This window comes from Ochrobactrum sp. Marseille-Q0166 (assembly GCF_014397025.1).
GTDB lineage: Bacteria > Pseudomonadota > Alphaproteobacteria > Rhizobiales > Rhizobiaceae > Brucella.
This window is the reverse complement of record NZ_JACJUO010000002.1, coordinates 1,040,955-1,056,363: the sequence shown is the minus strand read 5'-3', so window position 1 is coordinate 1,056,363 and position 15,409 is coordinate 1,040,955. Positions and strand designations below refer to the sequence as shown.

Genomic DNA, 15,409 nt, shown 5'->3' with positions numbered 1-15,409 from the left:
ATACATTTAAATATTAATTACATAAGATGTTGAACCTCCGGCATATCAATAATACCCAAAGAAAGGGCTGTAGCCACAGCTGATGTTCTGTTCGAGCAATTAAGCTTTATCTTAGCGTTTTGAAGATATGTAACGACTGTCCAACGAGCGATACTGAGAATTTCAGCAATCTCTCCGTCTGTTTTGCCATTAGCAGCCCAACGTAGACAATCTACTTCGCGTGGTGTCAAAAGAGAAGCAGCAGCGCTGGTGTCTTTACATCCGCAAAGACTATTATGAATAATACCAGAGACACTGAGCAAACGGGGGCGCAGCTTTGCGACGAATTGCTCTCTGTTTTCGCCTTCTTCCAAATCGAAGCTAAAAAGCGTACAGCCTACAGCTCCCTTCGGATTACGTGCAGAAACGGCAATCAGAACATTACCAATGCCGTGTTTTTCGGCATCCAATAGCATTTCCGCGACAGCAGGACATTTGTCCGCATCTTCTTTGAGGTCTCGGACAATGCCGCTGACATCGCTACGGAAATAAGGTGCATCTTCCTGAAAAATGGGATCTATAACAAAGTAATTTTTCGAAGAATATCGCGCCACCCAGCTTGGTGGAGAAGTCATAACGACCGTCAAATCCGCTGAATTGGGTTTTGAGCAATCCGCGATCCGTCCCCGGTAAGTATGAACGATATGCCGACATCCAATTTCATCGCGAATACGTGTCAAAAGGGCCAGTGTATCACTTTGAAAAGAGCTTCCGAAAAAAGTCTTTTTAAAATTTGGAAAATGAATCAAATCGAGAGTCATTGCATAAAATCCTTGGTAGTAAACAGAAGGATGTCGCTTCAACTTCCGCGTTAAAAAAATGAGCGGCGAATCGACTCCATTGAATATTCAATCGCTTTTCAGTCACATAAAAAATAGGCTGCCTGGCAACCCGCAATTAATTGATTGCCACGGATTACACACAAGAACTGTACGAAAATATGGCTCCCGCAAAGAAAAGCCGAATTGTGGGATACACAACGTCAAAACCCGCTCAATGCACCGCAGATTGTCCTATTTTGAAACACTCGCAGGTGTTTTTGCATGCGCCTTGAAAAACATATCGAGCGCCGATTCAACATTATCCCTGATCATTTCTGGCGATGGCGGCTCCTCCAGCACGCCGAACAGACGTGGACGATAGAGACCTGAAAGGAATAAATCTGTAAGTTGATACGCCTTTTGAATGGGGTCGAAGGGCTCAAATTTCCCAGCTTCAATCATTCTCGAAAAATAGTCCGCCATAATCATGTGGCTACGTTTGGGACCACGTTCATAAAAACGCGCAGACAGTTCCGGCTTTCTTTCGCTCACACCGAGGATAATACGTTGAGCACGAATGGCCGTGGACGACGTAATAAGCGTGACAAGTGTCACACCGAATTCTGCCAATTCCTCGCGATTGGAAAAGCCTTTGTCGATCTTGTCGACCATCTGGCTGAATGTCGTCTGGCGATAATGTTCACAAAGCGCAACAAACAAGTCTTCCTTGCTATTGAAATAAACGTAAATCGTTCCCTTTGAAACGCCTGCTTCGCGCGTGATGTCATTCATGCTTGTAGCATCAAAGCCCATCCGCAAAAAGACATTTTGTGCGCCTTCAAGAATTTGCTGGCGCTTTGCGGGGTCCTGCCCTGCACCGAGACGGGTGCGGCCACATTCCAAATCGGCACCACTCTCGGTTTGGACGGGTGTGCTTTCGCTAACCATCGATGCGTTCTTTTCTATGCGCTGATCACAATTCATTGTACAAAACTCATAATTTTCTCGAACCAATCGGTTCGATGAGACTTGATATGGGCAAGTTATTGCTCTAAGTCAACATCGAACCAAGCGGTTCGTTGAAGCGGTTATACAGAAAGTTTGTCTCATGTCCGCACACAAATCTGTCGATACAGCTGATATTCGACCGTTCCCGACGCCTGTTGGTCAGGAAGAACAGTCCAGAGTGAGCGCCGAACCAATGGGGGAACGGCCTGCTCCACAGACTTCTCCAGATACAACCGCACCAGCCGTTGCGCAGGGTGGTAAAAAAAAGGGCCTCGGCAAGCGCGTTGTTCTGCCGGTCGTTCTCATTGCTGCGGTGGCGGGCGGACTTTGGTATGGATATGAATGGTGGACTGTTGGCCGCTTCATGGTTTCAACGGACGACGCCTATGTGCAGGGCGACATTGCTTCCATTGCACCGAAAGTCACCGGCTATATCGAAAATATTCCAGTTGTTGCCAACCAGCACGTCAAAGCCGGCGATGTGATCTTCCAGCTTGATGCCGGTGATTATCAGATCGCACTCGACGATGCGGAAGCCAAGCTCAACACGCAGAAGCAGACACTTGCGCGCATCAACGCGCAGATTGACGCGTCAAAGGCGAGTTTGCAGCAGGCTCAGGCGGACGAACAGGCTTCGCAGGCTGTTTTGAAGAATGCCGAGAGCACAATGGTACGCGTCCAGAAGCTGCATGATACGCGCTTCTCGGCGCAATCGGAACTGGATAATGCACAGTCTTCGCTTGATCAGGCCAAGGCAAAGCTTGCCGGCTCGAATGCGCAGATCGCTTCTGCAAATGCCAATATCGAAGTGCTGAATGCGCAGTATAAGGAAGCGGAAAGCACCATGCGTTCGCTGGAGCTCGCCCGTGACAAGGCCGCCCGCGATCTTAACTTCACCACCCTTCGCGCACCTTTCGATGGTGTCGTCGGCAATCTTTCTGGCAAGAAGGGCGATCTTGTTTCGGCTGGCCAGAAGATTGCGGCACTCGTTCCTGTGAATGCACTTTATATCGATGCAAACTTCAAGGAAACGCAGCTCGGCCATATCAAAACTGGCGAAACTGTACGCATCTATGTTGATGCCATCGACGGCCCTTATTTTGAAGGCAAGGTTGCATCGGTTGCACCGGCTTCGGGCGCGGTCTTCTCGCTGTTGCCACCTGAAAACGCGACGGGTAACTTTACCAAGATCGTACAACGCGTCCCGGTGCGTATCACGATCCCGCAGGACGCACTCGACTCTGGCAAAATCCGTGCAGGCCTTAGCGTAACCGTTGAGATCGATACCCGAACGGCCCCAGAAAGCTAGGGCACCACACGGCCTTTCAACGAATAGTTACGTGGTGCGCACTTCATCGATGCACCACCTCCTTTTTCCTTTTCGGAGTGCGCCTTCATGGCTGCAAGCACCACGATGGGGCCTATGGCTCCCGCAGATGATCGTATCGATCCCAAGAAGGCGATTGCCTTTCTTGCGATGGTGTTCGGCATGTTTATGGCCATTCTGGATATCCAGATTGTGTCTGCATCGCTGTCTGAAATTCAGGCAGGCCTGAGCGCGAGTTCCGATGAAATCTCCTGGGTGCAGACATCCTATCTGATTGCGGAAGTCATCATGATTCCGCTTTCGGGCTTCCTCGGGCGCCTTGTCTCCACCCGCGTGCTGTTTACCGTTTCCGCTGCGGGCTTTACGCTTGCCTCCATGCTCTGCGCGACTGCCACCAATATCGATCAAATGATCGTCTATCGCGCCATTCAGGGCTTTATCGGCGGCGGCATGATCCCGAGCGTGTTTGCGGCAGCCTTCACGATCTTTCCGCCATCCAAGCGCTCCATTGTGTCACCAATGATCGGCCTTGTTGCCACCCTTGCGCCAACCATCGGCCCGACCATCGGCGGCTATCTCAGCCATGCTTTCTCATGGCACTGGCTGTTTCTGGTCAATGTCGGTCCCGGCATCCTCGTCACAATCGCAGCATGGAACCTTATCGACTTCGACGAAGGCGACAGCTCACTGCTGAGCAAGTTCGACTGGTGGGGTCTTGCCGGGATGGCAGCTTTCCTCGGTTCGATGGAATATGTTCTGGAAGAAGGCCCCCGCAATGATTGGTTACAGGATGAAGCCATCTTCATTCTGACCGGTGTTATGATGATCGGCGGTCTTTTGTTCTTTTACAGAGCGTTCACCGCCGAAGAGCCGATCGTAGATTTACGAGCCTTCAAGAATGTCAACTTTGCCTTCGGTTCGCTGTTCTCATTCGTGATGGGGGTTGGTCTTTATGGGCTTACCTATCTTTATCCGCTCTATCTCAGTCAGATACGTGGCTACGACGCTCTCATGATCGGTGAAGCGCTGTTTGTCAGCGGCCTTGCCATGTTCTTTACAGCACCGATTGCAGGGTTTCTGTCCACGCGCATGGACCCGCGGCTGATGATGATGATCGGCTTCCTGGGCTTTGCCGCGGGTACGTGGATGGTTACGGGCCTAACCGCGGACTGGGATTTCTACGAACTTCTCATCCCACAGATTTTGCGTGGTTGTTCGCTGATGCTGTGTATGGTTCCAATCAACAATCTGGCGCTTGGAACTTTGCCGCCGTCTTTAATGAAAAATGCTTCCGGCCTTTTCAACCTGACGCGTAATCTCGGCGGCGCTGTCGGCCTCGCGGTGATCAACACGATCCTGATGCGCCGCAGCGATATGCATTACGAACGGCTGGCCGAACATGTGCGCTGGGGCAATGCCGAAGCCGAAAAGATGTTGGCAAACCTGACTGCCAAATATAACGCAGCCGGTCTCGACGGCCCGACTGTCGCCATTGCCAAATTGTCCGGAATGGTGCGCCAGCAGGCGACACTCATGTCATTTATCGACGTGTTCTTTATCCTGACGGTGATGTTCTGCTCACTGGCTGTGTGTGCGATCATGCTGCGCAAGCCGAAACAGGCCGCGGGTGGCGGTGGAGGTCACTAAAAGCCATTTTATGACATAAGGCACGGTTTCATACGAAACCGGCTTCGCTTCGATAATTCTTCAAATATTTTCATTCGAAACCAATCTGTGCCGGCAATGCCGCGCGCAGGCAAACTCCTGTCGTTATGAGAAAAGCGTCTTTTTAAATTATGACAGTGACGAAACCTTTGTCATATTAATTGTCATAAAAATGCAGTTCATCTGTTAGGGTCAATTGCTAAGTCTCTGAAAACGTGTTTCACTTTCCGTCGTTGATAATTTGTGACAAACAACAAACTGTCATCCAACCGTCATCTAGGACGGCTATCGGGAGTGCGCGAACACTGGAATCGACCGGGAGCGTTCGCCCGACTTAACAGGGGAGTTTAACATGCTTGCATTTACTGCGCGTCTGCTGTCGCTTTCGACGGCAATCGCTGTCGGTGGGGTTTCGATCGCTGCCGCTGAACCATCAGCTGAACTCATCGCCGCTGCGAAGGCTGAAGGCGAACTGACCACAATCGCGCTGCCACATGACTGGTGCGGCTATGGCGACATCATCAAGAGCTTCAAAGACAAGTATGGCCTCAAGGTTAACGAGCTGAACCCTGATGCCGGTTCGGGCGACGAGATCGAGGCCATCAAGGCAAACAAGGATAACAAGGGCCCGCAGGCTCCTGACGTCATCGATGTTGGCTTTGCTTTTGGCACAACTGCCAAGAAAGACGGCCTGATTCAGCCTTACAAGGTCGCGACCTGGGACGAAATCCCTGATAGTGCCAAGGACCCTGAAGGTTACTGGTATGGCGACTATTACGGCGTTCTTGGTTTCGAAGTGAACAAGGACATCGTTAAGGACGTCCCACAGGATTGGGAAGACCTGCTCAAAAGCGATTACGCAAACTCTGTCGCACTGGCCGGTGATCCACGTGTTTCCGCACAGGCAATCCTCGGCGTTCACGCTGCAGGCATCGCACGCGGCGCTGAACCAGGCGCTGAAGCCGGCAAGAAAGGCCTTGAATTCTTCAAGGAACTCAATGCCGCTGGCAACTTCGTTCCAGTGATCGGTAAAGCAGCTTCTCTGGCGCAGGGTTCAACCCCAATCGTCATTCGCTGGGATTACAATGCACTCGCAGACCGTGATACGCTCAAAGGCAATCCGGAAATCGAAACTGTGATCCCGAAGACTGGCGTCGTTGCTGGCGTTTATGTACAGGCAATCAGTGCCTATGCACCGCATCCAAATGCTGCAAAGCTCTGGATGGAGCATATTTATTCGGATGATGGTCAGCTTGGTTATCTGAAGGGTTACTGCCACCCGATCCGCTTCAACGCGATGGCCAAGGCTGGCAAGATTCCACAGGAACTGCTCGACAAGCTGCCACCAGCAGAATCTTACGAAAAAGCGATTTTCCCAACTCTTGAACAGATTGAAACCGCTCAGGAAGAAATCACCAAGAACTGGGACAGCGTGGTTGGTGCAAACGTCCAGTAAGTCAATTTAGCTTACCCTGTTTATGATCTGTGGCGGCCAGAAATGGTCGTCACAGTCTTTGCTTTCACGCCGATTAATCAGGAAGTCCTGTGGTCTTTTCGAGATTTTGCTTTAAGCCGCATAATCCGACCGGAGTGAAACGAGGATCAATTCGATTATGCTTTAAATAAAGGATATAGAGTGCCGATTTGATCCCATAAGATCGAAAACGCGCCCTAAGAAAGAACATATGAGTTCAACAGCCGATACAGACGTACCTTTTAAGCAGGTGCGAAAGCGTCAATTGCCGCTATCGTGGCTTGGCGTTGCTCCGTTCTTCCTCTTTGCCATACTTTTCCTTCTTTGGCCGACGATGTATCTTATTGTCGGCGCTTTTCAGGATCCGGACGGCAATTTCACTCTTAAAAACGTTCAGGATCTTTTCCAGCCGCAGATTCTCAGCGCCTACTGGATTTCTATCAAAGTGAGCCTTGCATCCGCGCTCGGTGGCGCGTTGATCGGCTTCTTTCTGGCCTGGGCCGTGGTGCTGGGCAATCTTCCGCGCTGGCTGCGCCCAACGGTGCTGACATTCTCAGGCGTTGCATCCAATTTCGCTGGCGTTCCGCTGGCTTTCGCCTTTCTTGCGACCCTTGGCCGTACCGGCTTCGTAACCATTCTGTTGCGTGAGTGGTTCGGCTTCAATTTGTATTCGACCGGCTTCAATCTGTTGAGTTTCTTCGGTCTGACAATCACCTATCTGTTCTTCCAAATTCCACTGATGGTGCTCATTCTGACCCCTGCTCTCGATGGCCTTAAGAAAGAATGGCGTGAAGCTTCTTCGATCCTGGGTGCAACCAACCTGCAATATTGGCGAATGGTTGCTTTCCCGATTCTCTGGCCAAGCCTGCTCGGTACGACGCTGCTTCTGTTCGCAAACGCCTTTGGAGCAATTGCCACCGCCTATGCGCTGACCGGCTCATCGCTCAACATCGTTCCGATCCTGCTCTATGCACAGATCAGAGGTGATGTGCTGCATAACCAGAATCTAGGCTACGCGCTGGCGCTGGGTATGATCGTCATTACCGGCATTTCAAACCTGATCTACATCTGGCTGCGTATGCGTGCCGAAAGGTGGCAACGATGAAAAAAGGCCTTAACGCCCAGAAAATCGGTGCATGGATCGCCTTTTTCATTGGCGCGATCTACTTCCTCGTACCGCTGATTGGCACGTTTGAATTTTCGCTTCGTATGCGTCGCGGTGAATACTCCTTTGATGCCTATAGAGTCGTTTTCAGCGATCCGAATTTTCAGGCAACCTTCAGCTATTCGATCATTCTCGGCATTCTGACGATCATCTTCGGTGTGCTACTCGTGGTGCCGACAGCCTATTGGGTTCGCCTGCGTCTGCCGCATTTGCGCCCGCTGATTGAGTTTATCACACTGATGCCGCTGGTCATTCCGGCCATCGTTATCGTGTTCGGCTATCTGCGCATCTATAATTCTTCGTCATGGCTGCCATTCACCTCATCAACGCGGGCCACCGACCTGCTGCTGATGTTTGGCTATATGACATTGTCGCTGCCTTACATGTATCGTGCTGTTGATACTGCCATGCGCACCATTGATGTACGCACGCTCACCGAAGCAGCCCAGAGTCTCGGCGCGGGCTGGGGCCGGATCATGTTCAAGGTCATTTTTCCGAATGTGATCTCAGGTGTCATGAGCGGTGCCTTCATCACTTTCGCCATTGTTATTGGCGAATTCACGCTGGCTTCGCTGCTCAATCGTCCCGCTTTTGGTCCCTATCTGCAGCTCGTTGGCGCCAACCGCGCCTATGAACCTTCCGCGCTGGCGATCATTTCCTTCGGTATTACGTGGCTCAGCATCATCATGTTGCAGCTCGTTTCCCGCCTCAATAAATTCAAGACAAACGCCGGGTAACAGTCATGGCTTTTCTTAATCTCAAGCACCTGAAAAAAAGCTTCGGCGCCAATACCGTCGTCCACGATTTCAACCTTGCTGTCGAAAAAGGTGAATTCGTTTCCTTCCTCGGCCCGTCAGGCTGCGGCAAGACAACCGTGCTGCGCATGATTGCAGGTTTTGAAAGTGCCGATCAGGGTGCAATCGAAATTGACGGCAAGGATGTGGTTGATCTCAAGCCGAACCAGCGCAATATCGGTATGGTGTTTCAGGCCTATGCACTGTTTCCCAACATGACTGTTGCGCAAAACGTAGCCTTTGGTCTGCGCGTTTCGGGTAAGTCAAAAGCGGAAATCGACGCAACCGTCAAGGAAATGCTCGGTCTGATCCGGCTTGAACATCTAGCAGACCGTTATCCTTATCAGATGTCCGGCGGCCAGCAGCAGCGTGTGGCACTGGCGCGCGCGCTTGCAACCAAGCCGCAAGTTCTTTTGCTCGACGAACCGCTGTCAGCACTTGATGCGAAAATCCGTATCTCGCTGCGTCAGGAAATCCGGGCAATCCAGCAGAAGCTTGGCATCACCACGGTTTTCGTGACCCATGATCAGGAAGAAGCACTGTCGATCTCTGATCGCATCGTTGTTATGCATGAAGGAAAGGCTGACCAGATCGGTACGCCTTTCGACATTTATAACCGCCCTGCATCGCGCTTCGTCGCTTCCTTCGTTGGAACGCTCAACATGCTTGAAGCATCGGTCGCCGAACCGGGACAGAACAGCATTGAACTCGATGGCCGCGTGATCAAGGTGAATGAAGAACTTGGCCATCACGAAAAGGGCAAAGCGGTTACATTGGCGCTGCGCCCGGAAGCGGTCAGTATGGAAGCGCGCAAGAGCCACGACACTTCACTTGAAGCCACCATTGAGGATGTGCACTTCCTCGGCTCCGTCATTCGCACGCGCGTGGCGCTTGGCAAGAACCAGTTATCATTCGACACGTTCAACGATCCGGCACTCACACCGCCTCAGCGCGGGGACAAAGTGACGGTGCATTTTGCATCGCATGATCTGCTCGTTTTGGCCGATTAAGACCAAAAACAAACGAAAAAGCCGCCAAAACTGGCGGCTTTTTTGTGAATCCTGTGTTTAAGTCATGTTGAGATTATGGCCCTTTTGTGATTATCCTCGCTCAGGACCATAACTTCAGGCTCTTAATTACCCCAAGGGCCGTGGAAATCACCATCCTTGTCCACACGCTTGAAGCCGTGCGAACCGAAGAAGTCGCGCTGGCCCTGAATGACGTTGGCCGTACCCTGCGACTGCGTAAAGCTGTCGAAGTAGCTCAATGCCGAGCCAAGCGCCGGAAGCGGCAGACCCGCTAATGCAGCCTGTGCAACGATCTTGCGAAGCCCCTTCGATGCCTTGCCCATACGTTCAACGAATGCTGGAACCAAGAGAAGATTCTCGATTTCCTGACCTTCAAAAGCCTGCGCAATGTCATCGAGGAACAGCGAACGGATGATGCAGCCTTCGCGCCAGATACGGGCGGTGGTTGCAAGCGGAATGTTCCAGCCATGCTCTTTGGACGCTGCGGCCATAACCGCGAAACCCTGTGCATAGGCTGCAATCTTACCAGCCAACAAACCCTGCTCAAGATCTGCAAGGAACTGAGCCTGATCAGCAACATCAAGCTTGCGCGGCGCAGGCTTGTAAGCCTTTTCCGCAGCCAGACGTTCTGCTTTCAGCGACGAAATCGAACGCGCAGCAACAGCCGCTTCAATGCCGGTTGCCGGAACGCCCAGCATCTGTGCTTCAATCGCCGACCAGCGGCCAGTACCCTTCTGACCAGCTTCGTCAAGGATCACATCGACCATCGCCTTGCCGGTTTCAGGATCAATAGCCTTCAGAACTTTTGCAGTAATTTCAATTAGGTAGGAGTTAAGTGGACCCGTATTCCACTTCTCGAACACATCACCGATTGCAGGTGCAGACAGGCCGAGGCCATCGCGCAGGATGCCGTAAATCTCGGCAATCATCTGCATGTCGGCATATTCGATGCCATTGTGAATGGTCTTTACGAAATGGCCTGCACCATCCGGACCGACCAGCGCACAGCAAGGCTCGCCCTTATATTTTGCGGCAGCAGCCAGAAGTATTGGAGCGATGCGATCATAGGCTTCCTGCGTGCCGCCAACCATCATCGACGGACCATGCCGTGCACCTTCTGCGCCACCCGATACACCCATGCCGACGAAAGTTGGATCGTTCGGACCAAGTGCCTTGAGACGACGCATCGTGTCGCGGTAATCGGAATTACCGGCATCGATCATGATATCACCCTGCTCAAGATAGGCCTTGAGGCGCGTGGTTTCAGCGTCAACGGGTGCGCCAGCCTTGATCAGAAAGATGATTGGGCGTGGCTTGCGGATATTGTCAGCCAGTTCTTCAAAAGTGGCGCAAGGGATGATCTTGTCACGCAGCGCGCCAGCTTTTTCGATGAATGCGTTCAGAACAGGCTCGTCGCGGTCATACACGGCTACAGTGTAGCCCTTCTCGGCGATGTTCAGCGCAAGGTTCGAACCCATGACGCCGAGTCCGACCATTCCGATATCTGCTTTTTCCATTTTTTGCCCTTTTGAACCAAAGCCAACTGGCTTGTCATACAGAAATAGAGAGCCGACAGACTGGACTGTCTTAGCTGCTGCTGTCGCATTATCTAGCGCCAGCAGAGCCAGTCTGTATCCTATTGTTGGATGATCTAGGGCATATGACGCAAATTTGATAGGCCTTTTTCTAAAATACTAACCGATTTAAATGCTCAGACACGCTGGAGTTTCTCATGTGGCAGCGGCGGCAGTTCAATCTCGATATTATCACCGGCTTGTACATTTCCACCCGCAAGAACGATCGACATGATGCCTGCCTTGAGCACAAGTTCACCATTCTTCGTTTTATCGAGCACGGCGTTTAACAACCCTTTTTCGAATTTCTCAATCTGCGAACAAGGATTGCGCAAGCCCGTGATTTGGAGAACAACCTCGGGACCAATCTTGAGGATTGTCGATTTGGGCAGTGCGAGCAGATCAATTCCGCGTGTGGTAATGTTTTCACCCAGCTGCGCGGGCGCAACGTCAAAACCCTTCTGGGTCAACTCATCAAAAAGCTCTGCCTGAATGAGGTGGACCTGACGCAGATTGGGTTGCGTGGGATCTGCTCTCACACGCGACCGATGTTTGACGGTCACACCCTTGTGCGCATCGCCTTCAACCCCCTCTCCCGCGACAATGGTTATCTCTGAAACGAGCTGCTTCGAGAAGTGATGCTTCGCATCGCGTGCAACGGCTACAACAATTCCACCCATGTTTTTACCTTGATCACATGAAGAGACACCCGGCAGGCAAAGCCGGTCGTAATCGCGCATATCATGCGATATACAACAGATGAATGACAAGGGTTTCGCGAAGGGGTTGGCGGTAAAATCATGACGAGTAAGCAGCGCGACAGCAAGGATTTTCGCTGGGGCATCTGGGGCACAGGCACGATTGCCAGCGCCTTTGCAGCCGATATTCAGGCAAGCAGTGATATGCGCGTGAGTGCTGTTTGTTCGCGCTCAATGCAGAGTGCAGAGGATTTCAAAAGCCGCATCGGTGCAGACAAGGCTTTTGATGATGCCGCAGCATTCTTGAATAGCGCTGATATCGACGCCGTTTATATTGCAACGCCCAATGCCATGCATGTTCCGCAGACATTACAGGCAATCGCCGCAGGCAAAGCGTGCCTCACGGAAAAGCCGCTGACACTTGATGCAGAGGGTGCAAACGAGATCACATCCGCAATCAGGGCACATAATGTCTTTGCCATGGAAGCTATGTGGAGTCGCTTTCTGCCGGCGATCCATGCCACCCGTGAGCATATCAAAGCCGGGCGCATCGGAACGATCAAGCGCATCGAAGCAGACCTTTCCTATTTCCGAGCAGAAAATCCGGAAAGCCGGTTCTTCAATCCGGCACTTGGCGGCGGAGCGGCCTTCGATCTCGGTGTCTATCCGGTTTCGCTTACGCTCAGCTTTCTGGGCCTGCCCGAGAGTGTCAGCGGGCGCTGGAAAAAGGCCAAAAGCGGCGTCGATATGCGCACGGAATTTATGCTGACATATGCGAATGCCAAAGCTGAGCTCTCATGCGGCTTTGATCGGGATGGTCAAAACCAGATGCTGATTGAAGGCACAGACGGTGCCATCCTAATCCATGCGCCATTTCTCAAAGCACAGCGTCTGACGATTTTTTCCAACAATGTGCTAAATTCAGCCCTTGGTCCGAAAGGACCGGGTGGGTTGATTGGCAAGGTTCTGAACCGCCTGCCTTTGCCGGGCAGAACGGTTGAACACCATGCTTTTGCTGGAAACGGATTGCAGTTTCAGGCGCAAGCCGTGCGCGATGCCGTGACACGCGGCGAGATTTCAAGCCCGATCATGCCACTTGAGCACAGCGCAGCGGTGGCAAACATCGTCAGCACTGTGCTTGCAAAGCAACCGGATTAGAAGCTGCTCTGCACCTTATAAGGCGCTGCATTTTCACCGGCATTGTTGAGTGCGAGCGCTACTTCGGTGATGTGCAAGGCCACCGCACCGGAGAAAAAAGCCGTCTTACCGGTTTCAATGGCGCGCGCCTGATCAGCCACGCCACGCATGAAATCAATCTGTGACGGGAATGAAGGCAGGCTCAACGTATCGCCTTTTGGATAGGCGAGCTTGCTGCCGACAGCCGGTTTCCATGGCAGCGTTTTGCCAAGCTTTGCTTCCACGCGACCAAAAACACGCGACAGAAGAGAACGCTTTCTTTCCGTCGATTCAAGCCTGACAGCAGAACGGTTATCCCAAAGATCATCAACCGTGATGGAACCCTTGTCAGCTACAATTGTCAGGCTGCGATCCTTCGGCATTGCAAGGCCGGACGTCAGACGCGCAACAAGACCGGATTTGAAACGCAGGCAACCGACGGAGAAATCCGGCGCCATGTGCAGATGCTCTGTTCCCGGCCCCTTGTTCTGGAAGGTGATCGAGGAGAAGGCGTTTACGCTTTCAACGGGACCAAAAAGCGAAACCAGCCATGAGAGCGCATAGCCTGCATGTTCCAGCGTACATCCAATCTCAAACTCATGCAGACCCGGCCACGGCGCGCCCGATTGCGAGCGCCATGTCGCCCATTTGTCGCGAAAAACCGGACCATCTTCCATTTCGGCATAAACCAGACGCGGCGTGCCGATCTCGCTCATCGAGTTTGAGACCAGTTTTTGCGCGTCACTGAGACCATTGGCCGGAGCAGCCGCCAATGTCAGTCCATTAGCGGCTGCAAACTCAACCAGCGCCTTGGCATCGTTGAAATCCATGGCAAGCGGCTTTTCCGAATAGACATGCTTACCCGCCTCAAGAGCGGCGCGTGAAATCGCATAATGGTTTTCCGGCGTCGTCAGATTAAGCACAATCTGCACGTTTGTATCCGCAAGAACGGCCTCGAAGCTCTCATAGGCGCGCACGTTATAATGCGAAGCAAACACTTTCAGGCGCTCTGCCGAGCGATCAAAGGCACCGAGCAGCTTCAATTGCGGATAATTGCGCAGCGTGGTCATGTAGTAATCGGCGACGAAGCCCGTGCCAATGATCGCAATATTCATAATTAACTCCGGTTAGAGCATTTCCAGCAAAAGTGTGAAGCGGCTTTGCATAGGATAATGCGTAAAAACAAAAAGATAGAGCAGTTCCTGCAATTCCTTTATAACAGGAACCCCTCTATACAGACCGTTTCGGAATGGTGACTTTGGCCGTCATGCGAAGGCCAAAAATCGCAAAGATGAGCATGAGCCAGACCGGGTCCATGCGACGGAAGAAGAAGCTTTCCAGCATCGCATTGAGCGTACCGAAAAAGACAAACATCAAAAAGAAATCCGCCAACAACAGGTTTTCGCGTGTTTGCCTGCACCGCATATAGTTGACCAGCGGCATGATGATGATGACGACAATCGCGCAGATGAGCCCGATAAGGCCCATCGAAAGCGTGATGTCGAGATAGCCGTTATGACCGTGCACGATGCCGCGCACATCCCAATCAAGATAATAGGGATTGGCAGCTTCTTTCGCAGCATCCGCACTCCAGAAGCTTTCATAGCCAAAACCCCGCCATAAATGACTATGCAGCGCCTCAATTGCAAAAGCCCAGATCGACGTGCGGCCGGTGAAGGTCGGATCGACAGAGAACTTCAATAGCATCTGGTGTAACGGCTCGAACAACACAGTGCCGATGGTGAACAGCGCAAAAACCACTTGAATGGTGAGGATCATCAGCGGTGCCAAGCCACGCATACCGACCCAACCCGGACCAATCACCAGAAGCATGGCGAAGGGAATTAACGCTACCGTGGTTTTCGAACCGGTATGCGCCACGAAAAACAAGGCAAACAAGGTAATCAGCGCACCGCTAACCCGCCAGCCGCGTCGCCACAGATAAATACCCGCAAAGGCAAAAATCGCCATGACCGGACCGGCGATGTTCTTGTGTGTAAAGACACCGCGCCAGAGATAGGAATTCTGCGGCTCCACCTCATCAAAACCATGCGTACCGAGATTGGGGAGCGCCACAACGCCCCCATAAGAAATGATGATTACAATCGATGCCGCACTCAACAGCATCCATGAATAACCATCTGCATCCTGCGGCAAAGCAAGAACGGCCATGATCGCGAAAATGCCGATCAGTGTCAGCATAATCCCGCGAATGGCCGTTGATGGATCGTGGCTGGTGAATGCTGAGGCCACAAGAATGGCAAACATCAAAAGCCAGCCAAGGCTGACCAGACGCACAACTTTTACGGGCTGGGCAAACATCGCAAGCGACAGGAGCGAAACGACACCTACGATGCCGAAACCAAGCTGATTAATGGTATCACCGGATGCTTGGCCGTCGGAGACTACAGCCGACGAAAATGGGCGAAACGAAATCAGGAGAATGCACAGAATCACCGTAGCGATGACGAGCGCAGTCTTACGCATAGTCATCCGAATTTGATCGGAAGCACCGTTAAGAATGCCTGTTCTGGTTGCGATACCGCTCATTCAGCTATCCGATAAAACAGGTATAGAGCTATCTCTAAAGATAAAGCTCCAAGCCCTTGTATTTTAACCAGCACCTAAAAAGTGATACAACCAAATTGATTGGAGAATCGTTAAGCTGAAAAGCCGATTTCTTTATGTCTCAGTTTTTGG

13 protein-coding genes are annotated in these 15,409 nt (G+C 51.9%); 7 read left to right on the top strand and 6 right to left on the bottom strand.

What is annotated here, in order from left to right:
- Positions 1-17 precede the first annotated feature (17 nt).
- Together vjbR and H5024_RS16190 are read right to left on the bottom strand one after the other, a co-directional pair.
- Complete coding sequence (vjbR, locus tag H5024_RS16195) at positions 18-800, bottom strand: HTH-type quorum sensing-dependent transcriptional regulator VjbR (protein ID WP_187548148.1); 783 nt, start codon at positions 798-800, stop codon at positions 18-20.
- Positions 801-1,052: 252 nt separating this feature from the next.
- Complete coding sequence (locus H5024_RS16190; protein ID WP_348770705.1) at positions 1,053-1,748, bottom strand: TetR/AcrR family transcriptional regulator; 696 nt, start codon at positions 1,746-1,748, stop codon at positions 1,053-1,055.
- Positions 1,749-1,908: 160 nt separating this feature from the next.
- Between H5024_RS16190 and H5024_RS16185 the strand changes: the two genes are divergently transcribed.
- From H5024_RS16185 to H5024_RS16160, 6 genes are all read left to right on the top strand, one after another.
- Positions 1,909-3,117, top strand: a complete 1,209-nt coding sequence (locus tag H5024_RS16185) for an HlyD family secretion protein (RefSeq protein ID WP_187548146.1) — start codon at positions 1,909-1,911, stop codon at positions 3,115-3,117.
- 87 nt (positions 3,118-3,204) lie between these two features.
- A complete protein-coding gene (locus H5024_RS16180) occupies positions 3,205-4,782 on the top strand; it encodes a DHA2 family efflux MFS transporter permease subunit (RefSeq protein WP_187548145.1) in 1,578 nt (525 codons plus the stop codon).
- Between the two features lie 370 nt (positions 4,783-5,152).
- The gene (locus H5024_RS16175) at positions 5,153-6,256 is read left to right on the top strand and encodes an ABC transporter substrate-binding protein (protein WP_187548144.1); all 1,104 of its coding nucleotides are present in this window, start codon (positions 5,153-5,155) and stop codon (positions 6,254-6,256) included.
- Between the two features lie 229 nt (positions 6,257-6,485).
- Positions 6,486-7,379, top strand: coding sequence for an ABC transporter permease subunit (locus tag H5024_RS16170; RefSeq protein ID WP_187548143.1), 894 nt, complete (start codon positions 6,486-6,488; stop codon positions 7,377-7,379).
- Positions 7,376-8,176 carry an ABC transporter permease gene (locus tag H5024_RS16165; protein WP_187548142.1) on the top strand — a complete coding sequence of 267 codons (801 nt, stop codon included), beginning with the start codon at positions 7,376-7,378 and terminating at the stop codon, positions 8,174-8,176. The genes H5024_RS16170 and H5024_RS16165 overlap by 4 nt, the downstream gene beginning before the upstream one ends.
- A 5-nt stretch (positions 8,177-8,181) precedes the next feature.
- The gene (locus H5024_RS16160; protein WP_187548141.1) at positions 8,182-9,243 is read left to right on the top strand and encodes an ABC transporter ATP-binding protein; all 1,062 of its coding nucleotides are present in this window, start codon (positions 8,182-8,184) and stop codon (positions 9,241-9,243) included.
- A 122-nt stretch (positions 9,244-9,365) separates the two neighbouring features.
- Here the strand turns inward: H5024_RS16160 and gndA are convergent, their stop codons facing one another.
- Positions 9,366-10,778, bottom strand: coding sequence for an NADP-dependent phosphogluconate dehydrogenase (gene gndA, locus H5024_RS16155; protein ID WP_187548140.1), 1,413 nt, complete (start codon positions 10,776-10,778; stop codon positions 9,366-9,368).
- 194 nt (positions 10,779-10,972) lie between these two features.
- Positions 10,973-11,515, bottom strand: coding sequence for an MOSC domain-containing protein (locus H5024_RS16150; protein ID WP_187548139.1), 543 nt, complete (start codon positions 11,513-11,515; stop codon positions 10,973-10,975).
- A gap of 120 nt (positions 11,516-11,635) precedes the next feature.
- Here H5024_RS16150 and H5024_RS16145 point away from each other — a divergent pair, with 120 nt between their 5' ends.
- A complete protein-coding gene (locus H5024_RS16145) occupies positions 11,636-12,691 on the top strand; it encodes a Gfo/Idh/MocA family oxidoreductase (RefSeq protein WP_187548138.1) in 1,056 nt (351 codons plus the stop codon).
- On the opposite strand, the gene H5024_RS16140 is transcribed toward H5024_RS16145, so the two are convergent.
- On the bottom strand, positions 12,688-13,824 hold the full coding sequence (locus tag H5024_RS16140; RefSeq protein ID WP_187548137.1) for a Gfo/Idh/MocA family oxidoreductase: 1,137 nt from the start codon (positions 13,822-13,824) through the stop codon (positions 12,688-12,690). The genes H5024_RS16145 and H5024_RS16140 overlap by 4 nt on opposite strands.
- A 115-nt stretch (positions 13,825-13,939) precedes the next feature.
- On the bottom strand, positions 13,940-15,202 hold the full coding sequence (locus H5024_RS16135) for an O-antigen ligase (protein ID WP_247875368.1): 1,263 nt from the start codon (positions 15,200-15,202) through the stop codon (positions 13,940-13,942).
- Between the last annotated feature and the right edge of the window lie 207 nt (positions 15,203-15,409).

Coding starts and splice junctions, on each gene's coding strand:
- H5024_RS16190 (WP_348770705.1), bottom strand. CDS start 1,748: ATGGTTAGCGAAAGCACACCCGTCCAAACCGAGAGTGGTGCCGATTTG.
- vjbR (WP_187548148.1), bottom strand. CDS start 800: ATGACTCTCGATTTGATTCATTTTCCAAATTTTAAAAAGACTTTTTTC.
- H5024_RS16185 (WP_187548146.1), top strand. CDS start 1,909: ATGTCCGCACACAAATCTGTCGATACAGCTGATATTCGACCGTTCCCG.
- gndA (WP_187548140.1), bottom strand. CDS start 10,778: ATGGAAAAAGCAGATATCGGAATGGTCGGACTCGGCGTCATGGGTTCG.
- H5024_RS16140 (WP_187548137.1), bottom strand. CDS start 13,824: ATGAATATTGCGATCATTGGCACGGGCTTCGTCGCCGATTACTACATG.
- H5024_RS16165 (WP_187548142.1), top strand. CDS start 7,376: ATGAAAAAAGGCCTTAACGCCCAGAAAATCGGTGCATGGATCGCCTTT.
- H5024_RS16170 (WP_187548143.1), top strand. CDS start 6,486: ATGAGTTCAACAGCCGATACAGACGTACCTTTTAAGCAGGTGCGAAAG.
- H5024_RS16145 (WP_187548138.1), top strand. CDS start 11,636: ATGACGAGTAAGCAGCGCGACAGCAAGGATTTTCGCTGGGGCATCTGG.
- H5024_RS16135 (WP_247875368.1), bottom strand. CDS start 15,202: ATGACTATGCGTAAGACTGCGCTCGTCATCGCTACGGTGATTCTGTGC.
- H5024_RS16175 (WP_187548144.1), top strand. CDS start 5,153: ATGCTTGCATTTACTGCGCGTCTGCTGTCGCTTTCGACGGCAATCGCT.
- H5024_RS16160 (WP_187548141.1), top strand. CDS start 8,182: ATGGCTTTTCTTAATCTCAAGCACCTGAAAAAAAGCTTCGGCGCCAAT.
- H5024_RS16150 (WP_187548139.1), bottom strand. CDS start 11,515: ATGGGTGGAATTGTTGTAGCCGTTGCACGCGATGCGAAGCATCACTTC.
- H5024_RS16180 (WP_187548145.1), top strand. CDS start 3,205: ATGGCTGCAAGCACCACGATGGGGCCTATGGCTCCCGCAGATGATCGT.